Origin of the sequence: Pseudomonas sp. JY-Q (genome assembly GCF_001655295.1) — a bacterium.
GTDB lineage: Bacteria > Pseudomonadota > Gammaproteobacteria > Pseudomonadales > Pseudomonadaceae > Aquipseudomonas > Aquipseudomonas alloputida.
In genome coordinates this window covers 5,501,804-5,525,906 of sequence record NZ_CP011525.1, presented here as the reverse complement: position 1 = coordinate 5,525,906, position 24,103 = coordinate 5,501,804, and the positions used below count along the sequence as shown (strand labels likewise).

The following is a 24,103-nucleotide window of genomic DNA, read 5'->3' as shown; positions in this document are numbered from 1 at the left end:
TTCGACGAGACTTGCAGCAGTAACCATCTACCCCTTTGCACTTGCCGCAGCGCTTACCTTCGTGACGGTCACATTGGCAAACCTAGGAAACGAACCGTCATGTCCTCTCTCTATCCTTTTACCGATACCGATCTCCATCTCGCATTCAGAAAGGTCGTCGACACTTTGTTCGACAAGAAGCGCGACTACGTCGACGGCGTGCTCAAGCCCAAAATGCTCATCATTGCCGGTACACAAGGCTCGGGTAAGACGTACTTGCTGGAAAACACGCTGCTGAAGAGCGGGCGCTACGACAATTATGTTCGCCTTTACGAAACCCATTTTCGTGAACTGCACCCTCATTATCGGGCGATGGAAGACAAAGGCGTGCTGCATGTCTATGAGCATACCGAGTCGTTCATCTGGCGACTGGGGGCCATGATTTGCACGTATGCGATGGAAAACAAATACAACATCATCATGGAGACCGCGCTCGACAGCCCTCATTTCGCTGATTTTCCACCTGAAGCCGCCCGGCAGGGCTATCAGAGCGAGGTCCATCTGATAGCGTGTCAGAAAGAGTTCAGCCACTGGTCGACCCTGGACCGTGTGGTCAACAGCGTTGGCAATCATGAGATCGAGCGTGTGGTCAGCCTGACGCAGATCGAAGAGGCGCAAATCAATGGCAGGTCCATCATCGATGCTTTCGAAAACGCCTGTATCGAGGTACCGGGTTCCGAAATCGTGATCTATCGACGTGGCCTGGAGACGGAAAAGAACAGCCTGCCGGTCTGTTACAGCACCTGTCCTGAAAAAGGGCTCCTCGTGCCCCAGCAGACCTACCAGGGCAGAGCATTCTTCCGCGGGGCAGACCTGAAGATCAACTTCAAGGTCCAGCGCAGTCCCCAGGCCGATTTCCCCTGTTCCTATATTCAGTATGCGCAGGTGGTGCATGCCGGCCTGCTGGGTTCGGAACACCGTCGGGCGATGGCCGAACTCAATTGCAAAACCCTCGGCCAGGCTCAGAGGCTGATGTCGCAGTTGCCTGTCGATGTCTACCGCGAGCTGTGCCTGTACGTGCTCAAGTACGCGCAACGTTGAGCCGGGCAGGCACAGGGCTGGTCACTGGCCAGACATGCCTTCGATCACCCTGCGCAGGGAGGCGCCCAGCATGGGCCCATGCCCCAGACCCTCGAAGCGCTCAAAGCGCACGTCGAGGCCTTTGATCGCGGCCAGATCTGCCGCCAGTTGGCGCGCAGGCAACTCGTCGTTCTCGTGCGGCGAACCATGCGGGCTGGCGGGCTCCTGCCCGCCGCGCATCAGCAACAGGTGCGGGCGCGCCTCGCCAAGGCGTGAGGGAAGCCCTTGCGCCTCCCGGACAATCACACCATCGCGCCACCACAGTGACGGGCTGGCAGCAGCGTAAAGGCTGAATTCGCCGGGGCAGGTAAACAGTGCGTGAAGCACAGCCAGGCCACCATAGGAGTGCCCCCACAGCGTCTGTCGTTGCGGATCGATCGGCGCCATAGCCGACACCATCGTGCGCATGCGCCCGGTCAGAAGCTTCAGGAACGCATCGACCCCGCCGCTGGGCTGGCCGGTCAGCGGATCACGCTGCTGCACCTGCTCCGGCAGCGCCGGGGTGTAGTCCAGCGTGCGGCCGGCCCTGTCGATGCGCAGTTCGGTCCGGTAACCCACCGCCACCAGCAGGGGCGCCTGGCCCGCGGCGAGCCTGTCCAGTTGCTGCTGATCCAGCGTCCCCAGTGCAGCATTCCCATCGAGCATCCACAGCACCGGGTACCCCGATGCTGGCGCTGGACGATTCGGCTTGCCAACCCACAGGCGGTAGTGACGCAGGCCATCGGCCGAGTCCAGATCAAGCTGGCTGAAGTGATAGGCCAGGTCCTGGCGCTGTAACACCGACGTGTCCATCTTCTGGTCATGCTCGGGCTGGGCCAGGACAAGAGGGGCCGCCAGGGCAAGTGCCAAGGCCAGCATCAGGGTCTTCTTGCTCATCGGGCGTCTCGTCAGGGCTTTGCAAGGAGCGCAAGGCTTGAGCGCCCAGATGATAACCAGTCCCGATCGAGCGTAAAGCGCATTAACTTTCTAAACAGTCTCAGGCCGCAGGCAAGGTCATGTGCAGGCACAGGCCCGGGTGCCCATTGCTGGCCCACAACCGCCCGCCTTGCAGTTCGATGGCGCGGCGGGCGATAGCCAGGCCCAGGCCGAAGCCTGCGCCACTGTCGGCCAGGCGCTGGTAGGGCTTGAAAATGCGCTCAAGGTCGGTATCCGGTACGCCTGGCCCTTGGTCGCTCAGGCGCAGGTGCCAGCATGCGCCCTCGCGCCAGCCATCAAGGCTGACCCGGCCTTCGGTCGGCGAGTGGCGAATGGCATTGCGCAACAGGTTTTCCAGGGCCTGGGCCAGACTGTCCAGATGGGCCTGCAGCAGGCAGTCAGTGCCAAGTGAACACGGCAGGCGCGCACGGTCCCAGCCGCTTTCGAAACAGACGTCCTCGCACAAGGCTTCCCACACGGAAAGCACCAATACCGGCTCGGTCGACAGGCTGGGTTGTTCGGTGTCCATCCACGCCAGGTCGAGGGTGTTTTCCAGCAACTTCTGCATGTCGGCCACCTCACGGTCCAGGCGCTCGCGCAACTGCGGCGGTGGCAAGTCGCTGTCATGGGCGATGCGCAGCCGCGCCAGCGGCGTGCGCAGTTCGTGAGACAGCGTGCGCAACAGCAGGCGCTGTTGCTCAAGGCTCTGGCGCAGGCGCCCGGCCATGTGCTCGAAGGCCTGAGCCAGTTCGCCCAGCTCATCACGGCGTTGCTGCAGGGGCAGGGCGGGGCTGTCAAGGTCATCGGCCCGCAGGGCGTCGGCGCGGTCGCGCAGGCGGTTCAGCGGCACGACAAGGTGCCGGTATAGCGCAAGGCCCAGCAGCAGGGCCAGCAGCGCGGGGGCAACGCCATGAGTCACCACATGGGTCCAGGGCGTCAGGCCTGTGGGTAGCAGCCGTTCGGGCAATTGCAGCACCAGGCGGCCATGCTCGGGGTGTTGCGGAAATTCGATGCTGACGTATGGCAATTCATCCTGCAGGCGCCGGCTCATCGGCCAGTCGAGCTTGCGCATGAATGTCAGGTGGCTGGCTTCCTCGGCGCTCAGCGGGGTGGTGCCAAGGCTCTGAAGGTGTGGGCCTATCACGGCCACCCAGGTGTCCTCGGCCAGTGCCACCTGCTTGCGCCAGGCTTCGGTGCCGGCTGCGCCGTCCTGCTCCCACGCCTGTTCGGCCTGTTGAGCATAACGCGCCAGGTAGTCCTGGTCGGCCTGGGACAGAAAATAGGTACTGCGTTCCACCGAAAGGCCCCAGGTCCAGATGAGCCAGATCAGCAACAGGCAGAAGCTGACTTGCAGCAAGGCCAGTTTCCACAGCAACGGGTGGCGACGCATCAGGTCTGCTCCGTGTCGACCAGGATGTACCCTTGGCCACGCACGGCCTGGATCTGCAGGTGCTGGGCGTTGATGTCGGCCAGTTTGCGGCGCAGGTTGCACACATGCACATCCAGGCCTCGGTCCAGTCGGGTATAGGCCCTGTGCAGCACGGTCTGGTACAGGAAGGGCTTGCTCAACGCTTCGTCGGGGTGGGCCAGCAGCGTGACCAGCAAACGGAATTCGGAAGCGGTAAGGCCAGCGGCGTTGCCGTTGTGGATAACGTCCTGGCGGTCGTGGTCCAGCATCACCTCCCCCACGTCGGCACGCAGCGCCGTACCACGATCGAATGCCACGCGACGCAGCAAGGCATCTACCCGTGCGTCCAGCTCTGCCAGGCTGAAGGGCTTGGGCAGGTAGTCGTCTGCACCACGGGTGAAGCCGCTGATGCGATCCTGCTCGGCCCCTAGTGCCGACATCAGCATGACCGGCACGGCCTGCTGGCGGCGCAGGGCGTCGAGCAGGCTGAGGCCGTCGATGCCTGGCAGCATGATGTCCAGCAGCACCAGTTCGAACTGCGATTGCTGTATGGCATTCAGGGCCTGGGTGCCGCTGGCGCAGGCGTGCACCTGGAAGCCGCGGTTGCGGAAATGACGGTCCAGGTCCTGAAGCAGGCGTGGGTCGTCTTCGGCAAGGAGAAGTGAGGTGGGCACGGCGAGCCTTGATGAGAACTTTTATCAGTTGCGAATCATCCCACTGGCTGCAGGGAAAGGGCAACGGCTTGATGTGTTAAGAAGGTTAATCCTGCTGCACCCTGGTTTTCGCCCCGGTATCGTTCGCAAAAAGCAACTTGTTTCGTTTGCGATTCAATATCATTTTGGCGAAGGGTGTGTCATGACCGGTTTCAAAAGTGTGGGCAGCTTACAGCGGGTTCGGGGATGGCTGGCGCTGGGGTTGCTGGCGCCGTTTTCTTTATCGGCAGTGGCCGAAACGGTAGCGGCCCAGGTGGAGGCCCAGGTGGCGGCCGAAGACAACTCGCTTGATCTGCCTGCATTGACCATCGAAGGCAACCGCCTGTACGACATGCTGCCTTCGGAAGAAACCGGCGGTTACAGCGTCGACGCCGCTACCGTGGGCACCAAGACGCCGGCAGCGCTCAAGGACATCCCGCAGTCGATCACCGTGTACACCCAGGACTACGTCAAGGATCGCCAGTTCGTGCACCTGGATGACCTGGCCAAGTACACCGCTGGCCTGCGCACCCTGACCAATGACAGCGGCCGCTCGTCGATCTACGCCCGTGGCTACGAGTACAGCGAGTTCAATATCGACGGCCTGCCGGCGCCCATGGCCAGCATCTTCGGTACTGTCCCGTCGTTGGCGGCGTTCGACCGCGTCGAAATCATGCGCGGGCCGGCCGGGCTGTTCAGCAGTACCAGCGAGCTGGGTGGCATCGTCAACATGGTGCGCAAGCGCCCGACCGCCGAGTTTCAGGGGCATATCGAAGGCAGCTACGGCACCTGGGACACCAATCATGAGGAAATCGACCTGAGCGGGCCGCTGGACGAGGCCGGTCGCGTGCGCGGGCGCTTCATCGCATCCCGTGACGACACCAATGGTGAAGTGGACTACAACGCCAACACCAGCAACACCTACTACGGTGCGCTGGACATCGACCTGGACGACGCCACCACCCTGTCGTTCGGCCTGATGCATGAAGTGAAGAACATCACCCCGCACAACGGCTACCCGGCCACGTTGTCCGGCGAGGTGCCCGACTTCAGCCATTCGCGTTTCCTGGGCGCCGACTGGAACTACTTCGACGGCAAGACCACTGACCTGGTCGCCGAGCTGACCCACCGCTTCGACAATGGCGGTTACGGCCGTGTCGCGGCCCGTGGCTCGCACCGCGACACCAACTATCTGTACGCCTTCACTGCAACCAATGCCACCACAGGCGCCAACTCCGAGCGCGCCAGCGCCCGTGATTTCACGCAAGACACTTATTCGCTGGACGCCAGCTACAGCCAGCCGTTCGAGACCTTCGGGCAGGTAAGCGAGTTTGTGGTCGGGAGTGACTACAAGAACTACGACACCGAGTACCTCAACGGCACCACCAATCTCGGCGCGATCAACGTGAATACTTACTCGCCGAAGCAGTTCGCCAAGCCGTCGCCCAACTACAGCACCGAGACCGGCATGCAGGAAGAAGAGTACGGCCTGTACTCCAAAGTGACCTTCCGCCCGGTGGAACGCCTGGCGCTGATTGCCGGTGGCCGCTTCAGCTGGTATCGCGGTGACTTCTACACCACCACCCTTAGCAGCGGCGCCACCACCAATGACAGCAAACGCGTCGACGGCCACTTCACCCCTTATGGTGGCCTGGTCTATGACCTGACCGACAACCACGCGCTGTACGCCAGCTATTCGCAGGTGTTCAAGCCGCAGTCCGACACCGACAGCAATGGTCGGGTGCTGAAACCGCGTGAAGGCGAGCAGTACGAGTTCGGCCTCAAGAGCAGCTACTTTGGCGGCGACTTGAATACGCGCTTCTCGGTATTCCGCCTGACCGACAAGAACCGCGCTACCACTGTGTACGATGCTGATGGTGTGGCCACCACCGACTCCGTTGCATCCGGCAAGACCCGCGTGAAGGGCGCGGAAGTGGAAGTGAGCGGCAAGCTGACGCCAAACTGGGAACTGCTGGCTGGCTACACGTGGATGGAGACCGAAACCGTCAAGGGGGACGCCGAAACCACGTTCTTCATCATGCCGCGCAACCAGGCTTCGCTTTGGAGCAAGTACACCATCAGCCAAGGGCCGCTGACTGGCTTGGCCGTGGGTGGCGGTATATCGGCGATGAGCAACTTCCATTCCGAGAGTGGCGGCGTGCGTATCGATGCACCGGGCTATGCCACGGTGGACGCGATGCTGTCTTACCCGGTGACTTCGAAGCTGACGGCCACCCTCAACGTCAACAACCTGTTCGACCGGGACTACCTGTCGCGGGTGGGGTCTACCTCGACGTTCAACTTCTACGGGCCGTCGCGCAGCATGATGGTTGGGGCGCGGTATGACTTCTGACGAAGTCTGTGGCTGCTAGGTGCGCCATAAAACAAGGCCGCGCCGGCAAAGGGCGCGGCCTTCAGGCTGAATGATGAGAAGCGTGGGAGCGTATCTGCACCCTCGGGTATCAGGGCCATAAAATTGTGAGGCCGCGTGTTAATAAGTAGCGTGCTTTTAATTCAAGGAAATTAAATCTACGCGGGGTGCCATTGATGCTTTATTTCCTGCCATTGGGTGTCTGACAACCACTTGTCTGCCACCGGAAAGAAAATATTCTCCTCGGCATCCATATGGTCATAATATTTCTTGATGAAGTCTTCGATCGTGTCGGCGATTACTCTCGCTTCTTGCGTTGACTGCTCCAACATCTTGAGCTGTCCGGCAATTCGCTTGAAGGCTTTATGATCTTGCTCGATAGCCATGACCCGTTGGTGAATCGGTGCGTCGGTTGCCAGCAAGGCCAGCCGAATAAGCTCTTCATTTTCATGGTGGTGTCGCTCTGCATCACCATGCAAGGCTTCCAGCTGCTTAAACAACAGCTTGCAGTCATCGGCACCCGCGGATCCGTGCCTTATCCTCTCCAGTAACTCTTTGATCTGAGTAATTTTGGTAGCCACCTCATGATGATAGGCGTGCAGCTCTTTCAACATGGCGTTCATGCTAAGTCCTCATCACTACACCAAGCCGTTACAGATTAAATATTATTAAGCAATCTCCAAGGATAGCTGCACGTGTCGGCCTACATCTAATCCTTTAATTATAGTCTAGTGCGAAACGCTCACCTTCAAAAAAGCCGCCCCCTTGGAAGATTTCGAAATATCAATTTGATGTCTCTATGCATTGCAAGAAGACGCAGGCACACCAGGATCGCTTGCGTGCTGTCCTTAACAGCGGGGGGGCTGAGCACAACAGGAGGTGCAAGGGGCTGCGTGCTGTGCACGTAGGTCGGGGGTGGATACCCGCGGATTGTGACTGCTGTTTTTAAAGGCTTGTTAAATTTAAAAGCCGGCTTATGGTTGGTTTTTAAAGACTATCCATATGATTAGTATTGGTTTTTAACCTTTTTAAAGCGTTGAAATCCGCCACTTTGGGGTCGTTTTTGACCGGCTTTTTCTGCGACTTATGACGGCTGATTCATGGGAGGATCGTAATCAGCCTTCATGGGTATGCTCCGCACCATCACGGTGAATAGGCTTCTTCTGAGCCGGCTTTGAGTGGTGATCACTGCCGGTTTCGTCATGGCCGTGGTGTTCAGGTGCGGGCTCTGGTGATGGTGATTTGGGATGGTGTGCCTCTGCATGTCCCCTGTCATGATGATCTCTCCCCGAGACTGCCTCTGCAGGGTGATTGGGCACGTTGTCGCCGTGTTGGCCTTCATGGCTGTGCATTTCACTTTCACCTCCACCATGCTGGTGACCGCCACTGATCGCTACCATCGCGTTGTACTGTTGGGCGTTCATCTGGGGTAGTTGATCCAGAAATGCAACGAGTCCCCAGATGTACTCATCGCCCATGCTCTTGCCCCAGGCAGGCATGCCAGAGGCTTTGATGCCGTGCTTGATGGTCCAGAATGCTACGGCGGGTTTACCACCGACCCCAAGCTTGCCAAGGTTGGGAGGAGACGGATAAAGCGCCTGGCTGAGCTCTGTTTTCTCGACGCCAGGGGCAAGATGGCAACCGATGCACATGGCGTTGTAGTTGCCGGCGCCGACACGAATCAGATTTTCATCCTTGAGGTTCGGTACCTCGATGTTTCTTGCGCGTACCTCAATGGAGCGATCCCGAGCCATGACCAGAAATGCATGCACTGCAGGGAAATGCGGATCGTCAGCGCCGACGTTGACCAGGCCAAGGTAAGCTGCACCCAATACCCCTGCACTGGCCGCGGCACCCGCTACTACGAGCGTTGTAATTGTTCTTTTCATGTAAGGCTCTCAAAACCACATGCGGATACCGGCAACGAAACGCGCTTCATCCACATCCCCACCCTCATCGCGGATGAAGTCTGCGGTCTTGCCGTAGGAGCGGCTCCAGGTGACGCCTATGTAGGGTGCGAACTGACGGACGATTTCATACCGTAGCCGCAGTCCGACTTCGGTATTCGCGAGGCCGGAACCTACGTCGCGCGCGGGATCGTTCTTGCCATAGAAATTGGCTTCAACTGTTGGCTGCAGGACGAGGCGATTAGTCAGGAGAATGTCGTAGTCGCCTTCCAGGCGAGCGGCGGTCTGACCGTTTTCACCGATGAATGCAGTGGCTTCGGCTTCGAAGTCGTAAAGTGCCATACCCTGAATACCGAACGCCGCCCAGGTCTGGGGGGATTCGGGTTTGAAGTCCTGGCGCACCCCGGCAACCACATCCCACCAGGGGCTTATAGAACGGCCATAGAGGACTTGCAACTCGGCATCTTCAGTGACGCCGTTAGTGCGTTCACCTTCGGAGCGGAGCCAGAGCCGGTTGATATCGCCGCCTATCCAGCCAGAAGCGTCCCACGACAGCGCACTACCGTCGTCTGCGTCCTGATACTCCAGTTGATCCAGCAAGAAGAAGCTGTTGATCGCGCTGTCGTGCATCTGATGCCCGCCCAGTGGGGGGAAGGCCGCTTGGCGGTCCGCGTCCGTTAGTTCGGGAATCGGGGTACGGCTGCTGGTCGCAGGCTCGCCAGAGCCATGGTTCATCGTAGAGTGATCCATCGCCCCATGGTCCATGCCTGGCATCGAGTCATGCGACGGGGCCCTGCCCATTTTCATGGACCCGTGCCCCATTGCCGAATGGTCCATTTCGTCAGCGGCAAAGCTGGGCACAGCGCCTAGCATGCCGGCTGAAAGGGTCAAGGCCAGCAGCGATGGTCGCGCCAGGCTATTGGCCATCTTTCCCTGCCTTAGCTTTGTCGCTGCCATGTGATTCCATCATTTTTTTGTGGTCCATGCCCTTCATCGAGTCATGGTCCATACCCATCATGGATTCATGATCCATGCCCTTCATCGAGTCATGATCCATACCCATCATGGATCCATGATCCATGCCCTGGGAACCTTTGCCTTTCGCAGCATCGGCAGTTTTCTGGGCGTGCTGCTCATGGTCATCGCTGGACCACGACAACGGGGCATAAATAGCAAACAGGCCAGCCATCGCAGCGGAGAGGAAAAACGTGCTTCGTTTCATTGGTTTGCTCATCTCGGATCTCCCGTTCATTCGTCCACACGGACTTCTCGGAACATGCCCGTTTCCATATGGAACATGAGGTGACAGTGATAGGCCCAACGCCCCAAAGCATCCGCAGTTACGCGATAGCTTCGTTTTGAGCCTGGTGGCATGTCGATGGTGTGTTTTCGAACCATGAAGTTGCCGTTCTCATCCTCCAGGTCGCTCCACATGCCATGAAGGTGGATGGGGTGAGTCATCATGGTGTCGTTAATCAAGGTGATACGAAGGCGCTCTCCGTACTTGAGGCGCAGGGGGGCGGCATCGGAAAACTTGATGCCGTCGAAGGACCAGGCGAATTTCTCCATGTGACCCGTCAGGTGCAGCTCGATATTCCGGCTAGGCTCTCGTCCATCTGGGTCGATGAAGGTGCTCCGCAGGTCTGCATAGGTCAGGACGCGGCGGCCGTTGTTACGTAGCCCGATGCCCGGGTCATCCAATTTTGCCGTCGGGGTCATCGTCTGCATGTCGACCAATGGGTTGTTGAGCTCTGAGTCTGGATGACTCTGCATTTCCTTACTCATGCCGGCCATGCTGCCGTGGTCCGTGCCAGCCATCTTGCTGTGATCCATGCCGGCCATGCTGCCGTGGTCCATGCCAGCCATCTTGCTGTGATCCATGCCGGCCATGCTGCCGTGGTCCATGCCAGCCATCTTGCTGTGATCCATGCCGGCCATGCTGCCGTGGTCCGTGCCAGCCATCTTGCTGTGATCCATGCCGGCCATGCTGCCGTGGTCCGTGCCAGCCATCTTGCTGTGATCCATGCCGGCCATGCTGCCGTGGTCCGTGCCAGCCATTTTGCTGTGATCCATGCCGGCCATGCTGCTGTGGTCCATGCCCATATCATTCATGGAAATGAGGGGGCGTGGGTCAACGGTTGGAACAGCAGCTTGCAAGCCTTCACGGATGGCCAGGGTGCCCCTGGAAAAGCCCGTACGGTCCATGGATTGAGCGAAGATGGTGTATGCCTGTTCGTCTTCTGGCTCAACAATGACATCGTAGGTTTCGGCTACTGCGATACGGAACTCGTCGACCGAGACCGGATGGACATACTGCCCATCCGCTGCAACCACTGTCATTTTCAGGCCAGGAATGCGTACATCGAAATACGTCATGGCGGAGCCGTTGATGAACCGAAGCCGGATTTTCTCGCCAGGCTTGAAAACACCCGTCCAATTTCCATCCGGAGCCTGGCCGTTCATGAGGTAGGTGTAGGTATACCCGCTCACATCCGCGAGATCAGTGGGGCTCATCTTCATCTCGGCCCACATCTTGCGATCGGCCATCGCAGCAGACCAGCCCATTTCGCTTACGTCGTTGACGAAGTCACCCACGGTCCGCTTGTGGAAGTTGTAGTAGTCAGACTGCTTCTTAAGCTTGGATAGAACGTGGGCAGGGTCCTCATCCGTCCAGTCGCTTAGCATAACCACGTAATCCCGGTCATAGGCGAAAGGCTCGGGTTCTTTCGCGTCGATGACCAGTGCGCCATACACCCCGACTTGCTCCTGGAAGCCAGAGTGGCTGTGGTACCAGTAGGTGCCGTTTTGATGGAGTTTGAACTTGTACTCATACATGCCATCTGGTGCGATGCCATGGAAGCTCAGGCCTGGGACGCCGTCCATGTTCGCCGGCAGGATGATGCCGTGCCAGTGGATCGAGGTGTCCTGTTTCAAGCGGTTGCGCACACGAAGCGTAACGATATCGCCTTCACGCCACCGAAGCGTTGGGCCAGGTACAGAACCATTGATTGCCATGGCTGTCCGTTTTGCACCCGTGATATTCACCGGCAGTTCACCGATGTAGAGATCAAAGTCGGTGCCCGTCAGCACATTCGGCTGGCCAGGACTGGTCAACGCCCACACTGGCATGCGCCACATACCCAACCCGCCGAGTATTCCGGTAGCAGCCAGGCCTTTGACGAAGGAGCGTCTGGTGGTTTTGCTTTGCATGCCGTTGCGTCCACTCATATGGATTGCTGGTGTCCAGGCTGCTGGATGTAGCAACCTACGGTTTCAATAGCGCTCCCATCAGCCTCGACGACGTTCAAAAGAGCACAAGCTTTACGGGGGAAAGAAGCTCGACGCTGCAATCGTTTTGATGCTGGGGTAATTACATTTTTGGAAGCGCGTCTCAGCAACTCGTGTGCCGGTTTGCTTGCCTTCCTAATCAAGCGGACAGGCCTGATGGCGCTATGCTCAAGGACAATCTAGCTACCTGATGCTGTCAGATAACTGAGCCCGACATTACTTTTCTGTCAGCTTCCCGTGGGTTGCGTTACTTGCTGCAAACTGAAAGGGCCAAGAGCAGGGGGCAATTTCTTCATTGCGAGTAATGGGCAGGGCTTCTACTTGGCGCAACGGGTAAAGAAGACCGAGTAACCTCGTACCAAGGAACAGCACTTCGCTTGCGACTCAATACGCAATCACTCACAAACTACGATGAAATGCTGACGCGATTCCGTCGTGTATCACGCTGCTCGACAGTTCTGAGGTGATCAAGCTATTGAGCCGTCATTGGCTTCGACGATGCTATCCCGAGATTTTCAGGCCAAGTGAGAAATAACTTGCCTTCACTCTCATGCCGACTTGGCACAGATAGATGCGGGGGATGTGCTTTGACAGAGCATGGGCTGACCTTGGCCTAGCACAAATTCTCTTTTACTTCAGAGGGTTAGGAATTAAAAAGCCGGCTTGTGGCCGGCTTCTCGGGGACGCTTCCGACTAATTTATGGTAAGCCGCAATCGCCTTAACTGTGTGGCCATCAAGGGCCTGAAAGAGATGGCAGATGCCCGTGTGGGATATCGCCGAGCCCTCTGGAACGCGGCTCGCGCCGGTCGGGGCTTAATGTGCGGCGTAGCATACAAGGGCGGGCGCAGGATGCCCAGCAAAAAATTGCCCAGGGCGCTTCAACTGGGCCGCTGCTGGCGGAAATGTGACCAGTGGAACACCCAGCCAAGAATTTCCAGGCCCTGCGCCTGACGCTGGGCGGCGGTGTAGCGTTCGACTGTGTAGTTGCGCCGGTCATGGCTGTGCAGGTACAGGGTGTCGTGCGGGCCAAGACTGAGGTTGTTCACCCTGAGCATGCCGTTTTGCAGCAGGGCATAGGTTTCGCCCTCGACCACCTGGGTCATGCCCAGATCAATGGCCAGGGTAGCTTCCAGGGGAATCAGCGGGAGCATGTTGCTGGCCGGCATTGCCAGGCAGATTGCGTTGCCGGCTTGCACGCCCAAGCCCTTCAGGGCTTTTGCCGGCAAGCGCAGGTGCTTGCTGCTCACTGGCGACAGCAAGCCGTTGCTCACTTCGTAGTAGGGCACCTTCAATAACCGGCCACGATGGCCCGACAGCGGGGTAAGCGGGTTGGCGGGCACTGGTCGTGGAAGGCCGTTGCGCAGGAGTGGATTGGGGTGTTTGGGGCCTTCACCGGTGCGCAGCCAACGTCGGTGCACACAGAACAGATCGGCCAGTTCGTCCAGCCGGGCCAAAGGTACACCGCGTTTGAACCAGTTGTTGACGTGCTGTGCTGTGACGCTGCGCTGGGCGGCGAAATCGGAAGGGGTTAGGCCACATTCTTGGAGCAGGGCCCTGAGGCGGTCGCCGGAAGTGTTCATGGCGGCGAGTGTAGCGGCGAATTGCCAGACAGGATATGAACCGGATGTTGACGGGGTTTGTATGAAAAGTGGTTGTTTGTAAGGCTCTGGTGTAGGACAGCGTAGGATTTATTACCAGTAATGTGCGTATTGCCCATTCCTGCATAAAAAAACCCCGCCTAAGCGGGGTTTCTCCTGCAATCGGAATCAGCCCTTGTAGGCAGCGACCGATTTGGTGATCGCGGCACGGGCGGCGTCGGCGCCTTCCCAGCCTTCGATCTTGACCCACTTGCCCTTCTCGAGATCTTTGTAGTTGGCAAAGAAGTGCTCGATCTGCTGGATCAGCAGGGCTGGCAGGTCGGTGTATTCCTTCACGTCAACGTACAGCTGCGACAGCTTGTCGTGAGGAACAGCGATGACCTTGGCGTCGCCGCCACCGTCGTCGGTCATGTTCAGCACGCCAACCGGACGGGCGCGGATAACCGAGCCTGGGGCCACTGGGTAAGGGGTAACCACCAGCACGTCCAGCGGGTCACCGTCGTCAGCCAGGGTGTTCGGGATGAAGCCATAGTTGGCTGGGTAGAACATTGGGGTAGCCATGAAACGGTCGACGAACAGCGTGTCGCTGTCCTTGTCGATTTCGTATTTGATCGGCGCGTGGTTGGCCGGGATCTCGATGGCGACGTAGATGTCGTTCGGCAGGTCTTTGCCCGCCGGAATCTTGCTGTAGCTCATTGGGCAGTGCCCCCGTGTTTGACCAAAAAGTGGCGGCGATTATAGGCACATTCTGCCGGGGCACGCCACGCTTGGCCTGATGTGCGGGCCCGTCAGGCGTGGCTTTCGCGGTACTCGGGGTGTTCCGCCTGCAGCCGGCACAGGCGCGCCAGCGGGTCTTGCCGGTAGAACAGCGACAACTGGTGGTAGACCTGTGGATAAGCCTGATGAAGCAGGTCAGGGGCACTAAAGAAGTACTCGCTGGTAACGGCAAAGAACTCTGCCGGGTTTTCCGCAGCGTAGGGGTCGATGGCGGTTTCGGCGTCGGGGTTGGCGTCCAGTTGCTGGTTGAGGTCGTCGTACGCCTGCTGCATGGCGCTTGCCCACTCATCAACGGGCATGCCGCTGTGCAGCGGTGGCAGGCCGTTGGCATCGCCGTTGAGCATGTCGAGCTTGTGCGCCAGCTCATGGATGACCAGGTTGTAAGCCTCCCAGCCACCACTGGCCTGCACGCCGTTCCAGGCCAGGATGATCGGCCCCTGCTGCCAGGCCTCGCCGCTGTGTTCGCCGTCCCACACATGTTCCACGCCACTGGCATCGCGGTGGCGCTGGGGGCTCTTGAAGTCGTCGGGGTACAGGATGATTTCGTGGAAGCCTTGGTACCAGTTCAGCTCACCCAGGTGAAGCAGCGGTAACTGTGCCTGGGCAGCCAGCAACAGGCGCTGCTCGTCGTCCAGCTCGACACCGGGCAGGCAGGTGAGGTGCTTGTCGAGCAGGAACAGGATGCAGGCTTCGCGCAGCCAGCGGTCTTCAGCGTCGCTGATGCCGTCCAGCATCGGCAGCCGCTCGCGTACGGCCTGCCATTGCTGTGGCGTGATCGGGTAACGCGCCAGAGTACGCTTGCGCCGCCAGGCGCTGAATGACCACATGCCGTTTGTTCTTTACCTGTTCAGTGAGCCTTGGCCGTACGGCCCAGGCGCCCACGCAGCAAGCCGAGAATCATCGGCACCAGCGACAGGATGATGATGCCCACCACCATCAGCGACAGGTGCTGCTTGATGAACGGCACGTTGCCGAAGAAGTAGCCCAAGGTGACCAGGCCGCCGACCCAAAGCAGCGAACCGGCAACGCTGAAGCCGAGGAAGCGTGGATAGTGCATGTGAGCGATGCCCGCGACGAACGGTGCGAAGGTGCGCAAGATGGGCAGGAAGCGCGCCATGGTCACGGTCTTGCCGCCATGGCGTTCATAGAAATCGTGGGTACGCTGCAGGTAGTCGCGGCGGAAGATCTTGGAGTTAGGGTTGTTGAACAAACGTTCGCCGGCTGTTCGGCCTATCACGTAATTGGTGCTGTCGCCCAGGATTGCAGCGGCCATCAGCAGGCCGGCCAGCAGCACCGGGTCCATGCCGCCACCCGCCGCCACGGCGCCGGCGATGAACAGCAGCGAGTCACCTGGCAGGAATGGCATCACTACCAGGCCGGTTTCGCAGAAGATCACGGTGAACAGGATGGCGTAGATCCAGGGACCGTAATTGGTGACCAGCAGATCGAGGTAGGCATCGAGATGCAGGATAAGGTCCAGCGGGTTGAAATCCATGTACAGCACCTGTGTTCTTGGGCGTAGGCTTGGTTACCGGGGGGAGGGTAAATTTTCACACATGACAGGTGAGCCATTATACGGCTAAGTCAGGAACATGCCCGGAGAGTTTGTAGCGGGGGGTTACGGTAGAGGGGTATTCCTTTGCCAACCGCTTCGCGGGCACGCCCGCTCCCACAAGGATCACTACCTTGCTTGTGGAAGCGGGCGGTGCCAGTCAATCCTGGCTGATTGGCAGAATGTAGCTCTTGAACTCGGTATCCTCACGAAACCCGATGGATTCGTAAGTCTTGTGCGCCACTTCATTGTTCGCGCTGGTTGACACGCGCATGCGCACGGCATTGGTCTCTTTGGCCATTTTCTTCGCTTCGCGAATCAGGTGGTCGGCGACCAGCATGCGCCGGGAGTCCTCGGCTACATAGATATCGTTGAGAATCCATACCCGCTTCAACGACAGCGACGAGTAGCTCGGGTACAGCTGGCAAAAGCCCAGCAGTTTGCCGTCGTCATCATCCGGAAGTGCCAGGTAAATCACCGATTCGTCCCGCTTCAGGCGCTTTTCCAAAAAACTGCGCGAGCTGTCGGGGTAGGGCAGTTGCCCGTAGAACTCACGGTATTTGACGAACAACGGGGTGAGCAGGTCGAGGTGTTCCAGGGTTGCTTTGATGATGCGCATGTGCGGCCCTCAGAGTCCATTTGGGAAACAGCGGAATGCCAGCAGCGTTCAAGGGCATGCTGCCCAATGCACGGCACAAGTGCAATCCGCCTTCCGTGACAGGTTTTTTACTCTTTGCCGAGCAGGAAGTTACCTTTCTGGCTGGCGCTGTCTTCATTCTCCAGGCTATGGACCTCGGCTTCGTCCTTCAGATTCACCCCGGAAAGCTGGCGCCGGCAGGCTTCGCGCATCAGGTACAACAGGCGGTGCGCCGCCATGCCATAGCTCAGCCCCTCCAGGCGGATATTGGAAATGCAGTTGCGGTAGGCATCAGTCAGGCCAACCTTGGGTGCGTAAGTGAAATACAGGCCAAGGCTGTCGGGCGAGCTCAGCCCCGGGCGCTCGCCGATCAGCATCACCGTCATCCGGGCGCCCAGCAGCTCGCCGACCTCGTCGGCCACTGCCACGCGGCCCTGCTGCACCAGTACCACCGGGGCGCTGGTCCAGCCGTCGGCGGCAGCCTGTTCGTCGAAGCGGGTCAGGAACGGTAGCGTGTGGCGATGCACGGCCAGTGCCGAGAGGCCGTCAGCCACCACGATGGCCAGATCGACGCCGCCGGGGTTGGCCTGGGCGTGCTGGCGAAGCGTCGTAATCGAGTCTTCGTTCAGCCGCCGTCCAAGGTCCGGGCGCTGCAGGTACTGGTGGCGGTCGCTGGCAGCGCTGTGCAACACCAGGCTTTCGCGCCCGCGGTCACTCAGCTGGCTGGCCAGGCCGGCGTGGTCGAAAGCCAGGTGCACGGCATCTCGTGCCTGGGCATGGGCGAACTGGAAGTCCAGCTGCGCCCCGGTCGGCAGGCTGGTGCCGGTGCGGCCCAGGGCGATGCGCGCCGGGGTCAGGTTGCGCAGGGCCAGCCAAGGGTTGTCGGGGGTAGGCGTGCGATGGTCCATGGTCGTCCCTATGCAAGCTGTGCCAAGGCCTGGCGGAAAGCCGGCGGCAGGTTGTCACCGAAGCGCACCCGGCCATCGGCCTGGGTGAAGATGCCGGTGCGGGCCAGCCATGCCTCGAATTCCGGGCCGGGCTTCAGGCCCAGGGTCTGGCGCGCGTACAACGCGTCGTGGAACGAGGTGGTCTGGTAGTTGAGCATGATGTCGTCGGAGCCGGGGATGCCCATGATGAAGTTGATGCCGGCCACACCCAGCAGCGTCAGCAAGGTGTCCATGTCGTCCTGATCGGCTTCGGCATGGTTGGTGTAGCAGATATCGCAACCCATCGGCACGCCCAGCAGCTTGCCGCAGAAATGGTCTTCGAGGCCGGCGCGGATGATCTGCTTGCCGTTGTACAGGTATTCCGGGCCAATGAAACCGACCACGGTGTTGACCAGGAACGGCTTGAAGTGGCGAGCCACGGCATAGGCGCGGGTTTCGCAGGTCTGCTGGTCGACGCCGTGGTGGGCGTTGGCCGAGAGCGCGCTGCCCTGGCCGGTTTCGAAATACATCAGGTTCTGCCCGAGGGTGCCGCGTTTCAGCGACAGCCCTGCTTCGTAGCCTTCCTGCAACACGTTCAGGTTGATGCCGAAGCCGGCGTTGGCCGCCTCTGTGCCGGCGATGGACTGGAACACCAGGTCCAGTGGCACGCCGCGGTTGATCGCTTCGATCGAGGTGGTGACGTGGGTCAGCACGCAGGACTGGGTGGGGATGTCGTAGCGCTGGATGATGGCGTCGAGCATTTCCAGCAGGGCGCAGATCGAAGCGATGCTGTCGGTGGCCGGGTTGATGCCGATCATGGCGTCGCCGTTGCCGTACAGCAAGCCGTCGAGAATGCTGGCGGCAATACCGGCCGGTTCGTCTGTCGGGTGGTTGGGTTGCAGCCGGGTCGACAGGCGCCCGCGCAGGCCCATGGTGCCGCGGAACCGGGTGACCACGCGGATTTTCTGCGCCACCAGCACCAGGTCCTGCACACGCATGATCTTCGAAACGGCAGCGGCCATTTCCGGGGTCAACCCGGGCGCCAGGGCGCGCAGGCTGTCTTCGTTGGCTTCCTCGCTCAGCAGCCAGTCGCGCAGGCCACCCACGGTCAGGTGGCTGACCGGGGCGAAGGCCTGGGCATCGTGGGTGTCGATGATCAGGCGGGTCACTTCATCTGCTTCGTAAGGGATCAGTGCTTCATTGAGAAAGTGCGTCAGCGGAATATTGGCCAACGCCATCTGCGCGGCGACGCGCTCACCGTCGTTGCTGGCCGCGACACCTGCCAGGCAGTCCCCGGAGCGTGCCGGGCTGGCCTTGGCCATCACGTCCTTGAGGCTGTCGAAGCGGTAGACCAAGTGGCCGACCGTGTGTACGAAACTTGCCATACAGAATCTCCAGAGCCGCGGGTTGCCCCGCGGCGGGTGGCGGCGATCAGTGCAGGGCCTCTTCGGCCTTCTGGATCGCGGCGAATTCCTCTTCCGGTGTGCCCGCAACCAGGTGGTGGCGGCTGTAGAAAGCAAAGTAGGCAATTAATACCGCATAGATCACTGCAGCGCCAATGACTACCCGCGGGTCAACCAGGAATCCGGCGACCACGGCGATGCACGCCAGCACCAGCGCCAGGCCGGATGTGAAGATGCCACCCGGGGTGCGGTAGGGGCGCTCCATCTTTGGCCGGCGGATGCGCAGGGTGATGTGCGCAGCCATCATCAGCACGTAAGACAGGGTAGCGCCAAACACTGCCACCAGGATCAGCAAGTCACCCTGGCCCGTCAGCGACAGGGCAAAACCGATGATGCCGGGGATGACCAAGGCCAGTACCGGGGCCTTGCTCTTGTTGGTTTCCGACAGTTTGCGCGGCAGGTAACCGGCGCGGGACAGGGCGAAGATCTGCCGGGAATAGGCATAGATGATCGAGAAGAAGCTGGCGATCAGCCCGGCCAGACCGACCAGGTTGACGAAGCCGCCCATCCAGGTGGAGCCGCCGTAGGCCTTCGACAGGGCTTCGACCAGCGGGTTACCGGAGGCCTTCAGCGCCTCGGAGCCTGCGCCGCCCGGGCCGACCACCAGGATCAGCAAGGCGAAGGCCAGCAGTACCAGCATGGCGCCGATCAGGCCGCGTGGCAGGTCACGCTTGGGGTTCTTGGTTTCTTCTGCGGCCAGCGGCACGCCTTCGACGGCAAGGAAGAACCAGATGGCATAGGGGATGGCTGCCCACACGCCGACATAGCCGAACGGCAGGAAGCTGCTGGCGCCGACGGCGTCCGTTTTGGCGATGTCGAACAGGTTGGCTGCATCAAAATGGGGCACCATGCCGATCAGGAACACGGCCAGTGCAATGGCGGCGATGGCGGTGATGATGAACATCAGCTTCAGTGCCTCACCCACGCCGAAAATGTGGATGCTGATGAACACGATGTAGAACGCCAGGTAGATCATCCAGCCGCCGATACCGAACAGCGATTGACAGTAGGCGCCGATGAACACCGCGATGGCGGCAGGGGCGATGGCGTATTCGATCAGGATCGCCGTGCCGGTCAAAAAGCCGCCCCATGGGCCGAAGGCACTGCGGGCAAAGCCATAGCCACCGCCAGCGGTGGGGATCATCGACGACAGCTCGGCCAGCGAGAAGCACATGCACAGGTACATGGTTGCCATCAGCAAGGTGGCCAGGAACATGCCGCCCCAGCCGCCCTGCGCCAGGCCGAAGTTCCAGCCGGCGTAATCGCCGGAAATGACGTACGCCACGCCCAGGCCGACCAGCAGTACCCAACCGGCGGCGCCTTTTTTCAGTTCACGTTGCTGGAAATAGTCAGAGCCGACTTTCTCGAAGTCGACGGAAGAGCCTGCCGGCGATCCGGCGGAATGTTCGCTTGGCATAGATTCACCTGTTTTTTTTCTTGGTGGCCGGAAGGGTTCCGGGCCGATGGTGATGGGTGCTGCAGGAAGCGAGCCAGAGCGGTTGGTGCACGGTTACCGCCCTGGGTTTAAGGTATGCCGGCCTGGCCGCTTCGCGCGGTGAACCCGCTTCTACAGGGATTGCGCAACATTCAAGACCCGCGCAGGACCTGTAGGAGCGGGTTTACCCGCGAAGAAGGCGACGCGGTCTAGAAGAAGCCCAACGGATTGATGTCGTAGCTCACCAGCAGGTTCTTGGTCTGCTGATAGTGATCCAGCATCATCTTGTGCGTCTCACGCCCAACCCCCGACTTTTTGTAACCGCCGAACGCGGCATGCGCCGGGTACAGGTGGTAGCAGTTGGTCCACACACGGCCAGCCTTGATGCCGCGGCCCATGCGGTAGGCACGGTTGATGTCGCGGGTCCACACGCCGGCGCCCAGGCCGAACTCGGTGTCGTTGGCAATCGCCAGTGCTTCGGCTTCGTCCTTGAAGGTGGTGACGCTGACCACCGGGCCGAAGATTTCTTCCTGGAACACGCGCATCTTGTTGTTGCCCTTGAGCAGGGTCGGCTGGATGTAGTAACCGGTAGCCAGCGAACCTTCCAGCTTCTCGACCTTGCCGCCGGTGAGCAACTCGGCGCCTTCGTCCTGGGCGATCTGCAGGTACGAGAGGATCTTTTCAAACTGCTGCTGCGAGGCCTGGGCGCCGACCATGGTGTCGGTGTCCAGCGGGTCGCCGCGCTTGATCTGCAGCACCTTCTTCATCACCACTTCCATGAACTGCGGATAGATCGACTCTTGCACCAGGGCACGCGACGGGCAGGTGCACACTTCGCCCTGGTTGAAGAACGCCAGCACCATGCCTTCTGCCGCCTTCTCGATGAAGCTTGGCTCGGCCTGCATGATGTCTTCGAAGTACACGTTCGGCGACTTGCCACCCAGTTCGACGGTGGACGGGATGATGTTCTCGGCGGCGCATTTCATGATGTGCGAGCCGACCGGGGTAGAGCCGGTGAAGGCGATCTTGGCGATGCGTTTGCTGGTGGCCAGGGCTTCACCGGCTTCACGGCCATAGCCTTGCACTACGTTGAGCACGCCAGGTGGCAGCAGGTCGCCAATGACTTCGAGCAGCACGGTGATGCCCAGCGGCGTCTGTTCGGCAGGCTTGAGCACCACGCAGTTACCAGCGGCCAGTGCCGGGGCAAGCTTCCAGGCAGCCATCAGGATCGGGAAGTTCCAGGGGATGATCTGCCCGACCACGCCCAGTGGCTCGTGGATGTGGTAGGCCACGGTGCCTTCATTGATTTCGGCAGCGCCGCCTTCCTGGGCGCGGATGCAGCCAGCGAAATAGCGGAAGTGGTCGACCGCCAGCGGAATGTCGGCGTTGAGGGTTTCGCGGATCGGCTTGCCGTTGTCCCAGGTTTCGGTAATGGCCAGCAATTCGAGGTTCTGCTCGATACGGTCGGCGATCTTCAGCAGCACGTTGGAGCGATCCTGCACTGAAGTGCGGCCCCAGGCGTCGGCCGCAGCATGGGCGGCATCCAGGGCCTTCTCGATGTCTTCGGCAGTAGAGCGGGGGAATTCAGCGATCAGCTTGCCATTCACCGGGGAGGTATTTTCGAAGTACTGCCCCTTTACCGGAGTAACGAACTCACCACCGATGTAGTTGCCGTAGCGGCTCTTGAAGGAAACCTTCGCGCCTTCGGTACCGGGATGTGCATAACGCATGGTGTGTCTCCTTGGTATTGTGCTTTTTAGGGAGTTGGAAAGCATAGAGCAAGGGTTGGGCCAGTGTTGGCCACGCCAGGCAAATCAATGACTTGAGTCATTTTTACGGGACTGATCAAGGGCCGCTGTACCGGTGCCGGTACGCCTGGGGTGACATTTTGTGCCGTTTGCGACACATCACAGGCGTGTGCATTGCAAAGCCTACCCCGGTGGAGGATGCTGGGCTGACGCTCTATCTGCGGAGAATTACAACAATGCAGAGCAATCACTTCACGCGCCATGCCCGGCAGGTGCATAGCGTTGCCCATGGTGGGGCCGGGGAGGGCGGCAGTGACCCGTCCATCGCCCGCTCCTGGCTGCGCTGCCTGGAGGATTACCACCTCGACCCGGCGGTGATCGAAGCGCCGGTGGTGCTTGAGCATGGGCGCCTGCTGGAAAGCCGCGAGCGCCTGCATCAGGTGCTGCAAATTGCCGACCATGAGATGAACAGCCTGCACCAGCAGCTTTCCGGCGCAGGCCACGCGGTGCTGCTGACCGACGCCCGTGGGGTGATCCTCAATTGCGTCAGTGCCCCCACCGAGCGGCGCAGCTTCGAGCGTGCGGGGCTGTGGTTGGGCGCTGACTGGAGCGAGGCGCGCGAGGGCACCAATGGCATCGGCACCTGCCTGGTCGAGCGCCAGGCGCTGACCATCCATCAGAACGAGCACTTCCGTGGCCGTCACACCGGGCTGACCTGCTCGGCCAGCCCGGTGTTCGACCCGCATGGCGACCTGCTGGCGGTACTCGACGTGTCCTCTGCGCGCCCCGACGTATCGCGGCAAAGCCAGTTCCACACCATGGCGTTGGTCAACCTGTCGGCAAAGATGATCGAAAGCTGCTATTTCCTGCGCCATTTCGAGCAGCAATGGTTATTGCGTTTTCACCTGCAAGCCGAGTCGGTCGGCCTGTTCAGCGAAGGCTTGCTGGCGTTCGACGGCGATGGGCGCATTTGCGCTGCCAACCAAAGCGCACTGAACCTGCTGGGCACGGTACGGGGCGGCGTGCTGGGCAAACCGTTGGCGTGCTTTTTCGCGTGCAGCCATGACGAAATGTTCAGCCGTGCCACGCCCGGCGGCAGTACTGCCTGGCCGCTGCGCACCCTGGACGGTCGCCAGGTGTTCGCCAGCCTGCGGGGGCAGGCCCGGGCGCCGGTGTGGTCGGTGCCGGCCGCCCAGCCGCGGCCCGCAGGTGAAGTGGAGCCGCTGGTCTGTCTGCTGGACCCTGCGTTGCAAAATGATTTCCGCCGCAGCGTGCGGGTGTTCGAGCGCGATGTGCCATTGCTGCTGCGCGGCGAGACCGGCTGTGGCAAGGAGGCCTTCGCCCAGGCTGTGCATCAGGCCAGTGAGCGGCGCGGCAAGCCGTTCGTCGCCATCAACTGCGCTTCTATTCCGGAAAGCCTGATCGAGAGTGAGCTGTTCGGGTACCGCGGCGGCAGTTTTACCGGCGCGCGCAAGGAGGGCATGCGCGGCAAGCTGTTGCAGGCCGACGGCGGCACCTTGCTGCTGGACGAGATCGGCGATATGCCGCTTGCCCTGCAAACCCGACTGCTGCGGGTACTGGAGGAGCGCCAGGTGGTGCCGATCGGGGGAGAGCCACAGGCGGTGGACGTGCGCATCGTCAGCGCTACGCACCGTGACCTGCTGGAACGGGTTGAACAGGGCAGTTTCCGCGAGGACCTGTATTACCGCCTCAATGGCCTGGAGGTCGCGCTGCCGGCGGTGCGCGAACGCAGTGACAAGGCGCAGTTGCTGGACTTTCTGCTACGCCAGGAGACGCAGGGGCAACGGATAGACATCGAGCCCAGGGCGCGGCAGGCGCTGCTCGCATTTAACTGGCCGGGGAACGTGCGGCAGATGCGCAATGTGCTGCGTACCCTGGTGGCGCTTTGCGAATATGCCCGCATCACCTTTACGGACCTCCCCGCAGTCATCCGCGCCAGCCCACCTCCCGTGGGGGCGGGCGAGCCCGCGAAGATGTCCGACCAGGCAATAGAGGGCGAGGGCGTTGCCCTCGTTCGCGGGCAAGCCCGGTCCTACAGGTCCGGCGGTGCCGCTGAGATTGTGGGTGAATCTGGAGGGACCGAGGTTCTGCTCGACGCGGAGCGGCAAGCGCTGAAGGAGGTACTGGAGGCAAAACACTGGCATCTCACCCGTGTCGCCGAGCACTTGGGCATCAGCCGCAATACCTTGTATCGAAAACTGCGCAAACACGGCATTACCAGGGGTGACTGAGCGAAACAGCGGGT

General features: G+C 60.5%; 20 protein-coding genes. 3 read left to right on the top strand and 17 right to left on the bottom strand.

The window, feature by feature from the left end; translation table 11 throughout:
- Positions 1-99: 99 nt before the first annotated feature.
- Complete coding sequence (locus tag AA098_RS24775; RefSeq protein WP_033726968.1) at positions 100-1,080, top strand: zeta toxin family protein; 981 nt, start codon at positions 100-102, stop codon at positions 1,078-1,080.
- A 21-nt stretch (positions 1,081-1,101) separates the two neighbouring features.
- Here AA098_RS24775 and AA098_RS24770 read toward each other — a convergent pair whose 3' ends face one another.
- The 3 genes from AA098_RS24770 to AA098_RS24760 form a co-directional block, all read right to left on the bottom strand.
- On the bottom strand, positions 1,102-1,995 hold the full coding sequence (locus tag AA098_RS24770; RefSeq protein WP_003255375.1) for an alpha/beta hydrolase: 894 nt from the start codon (positions 1,993-1,995) through the stop codon (positions 1,102-1,104).
- Between the two features lie 100 nt (positions 1,996-2,095).
- Positions 2,096-3,424 carry a sensor histidine kinase gene (locus AA098_RS24765; protein ID WP_054889214.1) on the bottom strand — a complete coding sequence of 443 codons (1,329 nt, stop codon included), beginning with the start codon at positions 3,422-3,424 and terminating at the stop codon, positions 2,096-2,098.
- Positions 3,424-4,116 carry a response regulator transcription factor gene (locus AA098_RS24760; RefSeq protein WP_003255373.1) on the bottom strand — a complete coding sequence of 231 codons (693 nt, stop codon included), beginning with the start codon at positions 4,114-4,116 and terminating at the stop codon, positions 3,424-3,426. Before AA098_RS24760 ends, AA098_RS24765 begins: the two co-directional genes overlap by 1 nt.
- Positions 4,117-4,297: 181 nt before the next feature.
- Between AA098_RS24760 and AA098_RS24755 the strand changes: the two genes are divergently transcribed.
- Positions 4,298-6,487 (top strand): TonB-dependent siderophore receptor, encoded by a 2,190-nt coding sequence (locus AA098_RS24755; protein WP_054889215.1) that lies wholly within the window; start codon positions 4,298-4,300, stop codon positions 6,485-6,487.
- A gap of 176 nt (positions 6,488-6,663) precedes the next feature.
- Here AA098_RS24755 and AA098_RS24750 read toward each other — a convergent pair whose 3' ends face one another.
- From AA098_RS24750 to AA098_RS24685, 14 genes are all read right to left on the bottom strand, one after another.
- Positions 6,664-7,128: a hemerythrin domain-containing protein gene (locus tag AA098_RS24750; RefSeq protein ID WP_003255371.1), complete on the bottom strand. Its 465-nt coding sequence runs from the start codon at positions 7,126-7,128 to the stop codon at positions 6,664-6,666.
- Between the two features lie 492 nt (positions 7,129-7,620).
- Positions 7,621-8,394 carry a cytochrome c gene (locus AA098_RS24745; protein ID WP_004577205.1) on the bottom strand — a complete coding sequence of 258 codons (774 nt, stop codon included), beginning with the start codon at positions 8,392-8,394 and terminating at the stop codon, positions 7,621-7,623.
- A gap of 9 nt (positions 8,395-8,403) precedes the next feature.
- Positions 8,404-9,339 (bottom strand): copper resistance protein B, encoded by a 936-nt coding sequence (locus AA098_RS24740; protein WP_003255369.1) that lies wholly within the window; start codon positions 9,337-9,339, stop codon positions 8,404-8,406.
- The gene (locus AA098_RS29380; protein WP_003255368.1) at positions 9,329-9,664 is read right to left on the bottom strand and encodes a hypothetical protein; all 336 of its coding nucleotides are present in this window, start codon (positions 9,662-9,664) and stop codon (positions 9,329-9,331) included. Before AA098_RS29380 ends, AA098_RS24740 begins: the two co-directional genes overlap by 11 nt.
- On the bottom strand, positions 9,661-11,622 hold the full coding sequence (locus AA098_RS24730; protein ID WP_003255367.1) for a copper resistance system multicopper oxidase: 1,962 nt from the start codon (positions 11,620-11,622) through the stop codon (positions 9,661-9,663). Before AA098_RS24730 ends, AA098_RS29380 begins: the two co-directional genes overlap by 4 nt.
- 957 nt (positions 11,623-12,579) lie before the next feature.
- Positions 12,580-13,281: an XRE family transcriptional regulator gene (locus AA098_RS24725; protein ID WP_004577015.1), complete on the bottom strand. Its 702-nt coding sequence runs from the start codon at positions 13,279-13,281 to the stop codon at positions 12,580-12,582.
- Between the two features lie 186 nt (positions 13,282-13,467).
- Entirely contained in the window at positions 13,468-13,995 is a 528-nt protein-coding gene (gene ppa / locus AA098_RS24720) for an inorganic diphosphatase (RefSeq protein WP_003255365.1), read from the bottom strand.
- Between the two features lie 92 nt (positions 13,996-14,087).
- Positions 14,088-14,903 carry a zinc-dependent peptidase gene (locus AA098_RS24715; protein WP_003255364.1) on the bottom strand — a complete coding sequence of 272 codons (816 nt, stop codon included), beginning with the start codon at positions 14,901-14,903 and terminating at the stop codon, positions 14,088-14,090.
- A gap of 20 nt (positions 14,904-14,923) precedes the next feature.
- Complete coding sequence (locus tag AA098_RS24710; protein ID WP_003255361.1) at positions 14,924-15,571, bottom strand: DedA family protein; 648 nt, start codon at positions 15,569-15,571, stop codon at positions 14,924-14,926.
- Between the two features lie 217 nt (positions 15,572-15,788).
- The gene (locus AA098_RS24705) at positions 15,789-16,247 is read right to left on the bottom strand and encodes a GNAT family N-acetyltransferase (protein ID WP_003255360.1); all 459 of its coding nucleotides are present in this window, start codon (positions 16,245-16,247) and stop codon (positions 15,789-15,791) included.
- A 107-nt stretch (positions 16,248-16,354) separates the two neighbouring features.
- Positions 16,355-17,173, bottom strand: coding sequence for an ethanolamine ammonia-lyase subunit EutC (gene eutC, locus AA098_RS24700; RefSeq protein WP_003255358.1), 819 nt, complete (start codon positions 17,171-17,173; stop codon positions 16,355-16,357).
- An 8-nt stretch (positions 17,174-17,181) separates the two neighbouring features.
- Entirely contained in the window at positions 17,182-18,576 is a 1,395-nt protein-coding gene (locus AA098_RS24695) for an ethanolamine ammonia-lyase subunit EutB (protein WP_003255356.1), read from the bottom strand.
- 46 nt (positions 18,577-18,622) lie between these two features.
- Complete coding sequence (eat, locus tag AA098_RS24690; RefSeq protein ID WP_003255355.1) at positions 18,623-20,071, bottom strand: ethanolamine permease; 1,449 nt, start codon at positions 20,069-20,071, stop codon at positions 18,623-18,625.
- A gap of 227 nt (positions 20,072-20,298) precedes the next feature.
- Positions 20,299-21,819 carry an aldehyde dehydrogenase family protein gene (locus AA098_RS24685; protein ID WP_004577014.1) on the bottom strand — a complete coding sequence of 507 codons (1,521 nt, stop codon included), beginning with the start codon at positions 21,817-21,819 and terminating at the stop codon, positions 20,299-20,301.
- 254 nt (positions 21,820-22,073) lie between these two features.
- On the opposite strand from AA098_RS24685, the gene AA098_RS24680 reads away from it, so the two are divergent.
- Positions 22,074-24,089: a sigma-54-dependent Fis family transcriptional regulator gene (locus AA098_RS24680; protein ID WP_064615075.1), complete on the top strand. Its 2,016-nt coding sequence runs from the start codon at positions 22,074-22,076 to the stop codon at positions 24,087-24,089.
- Positions 24,090-24,103: the final 14 nt, after the last annotated feature.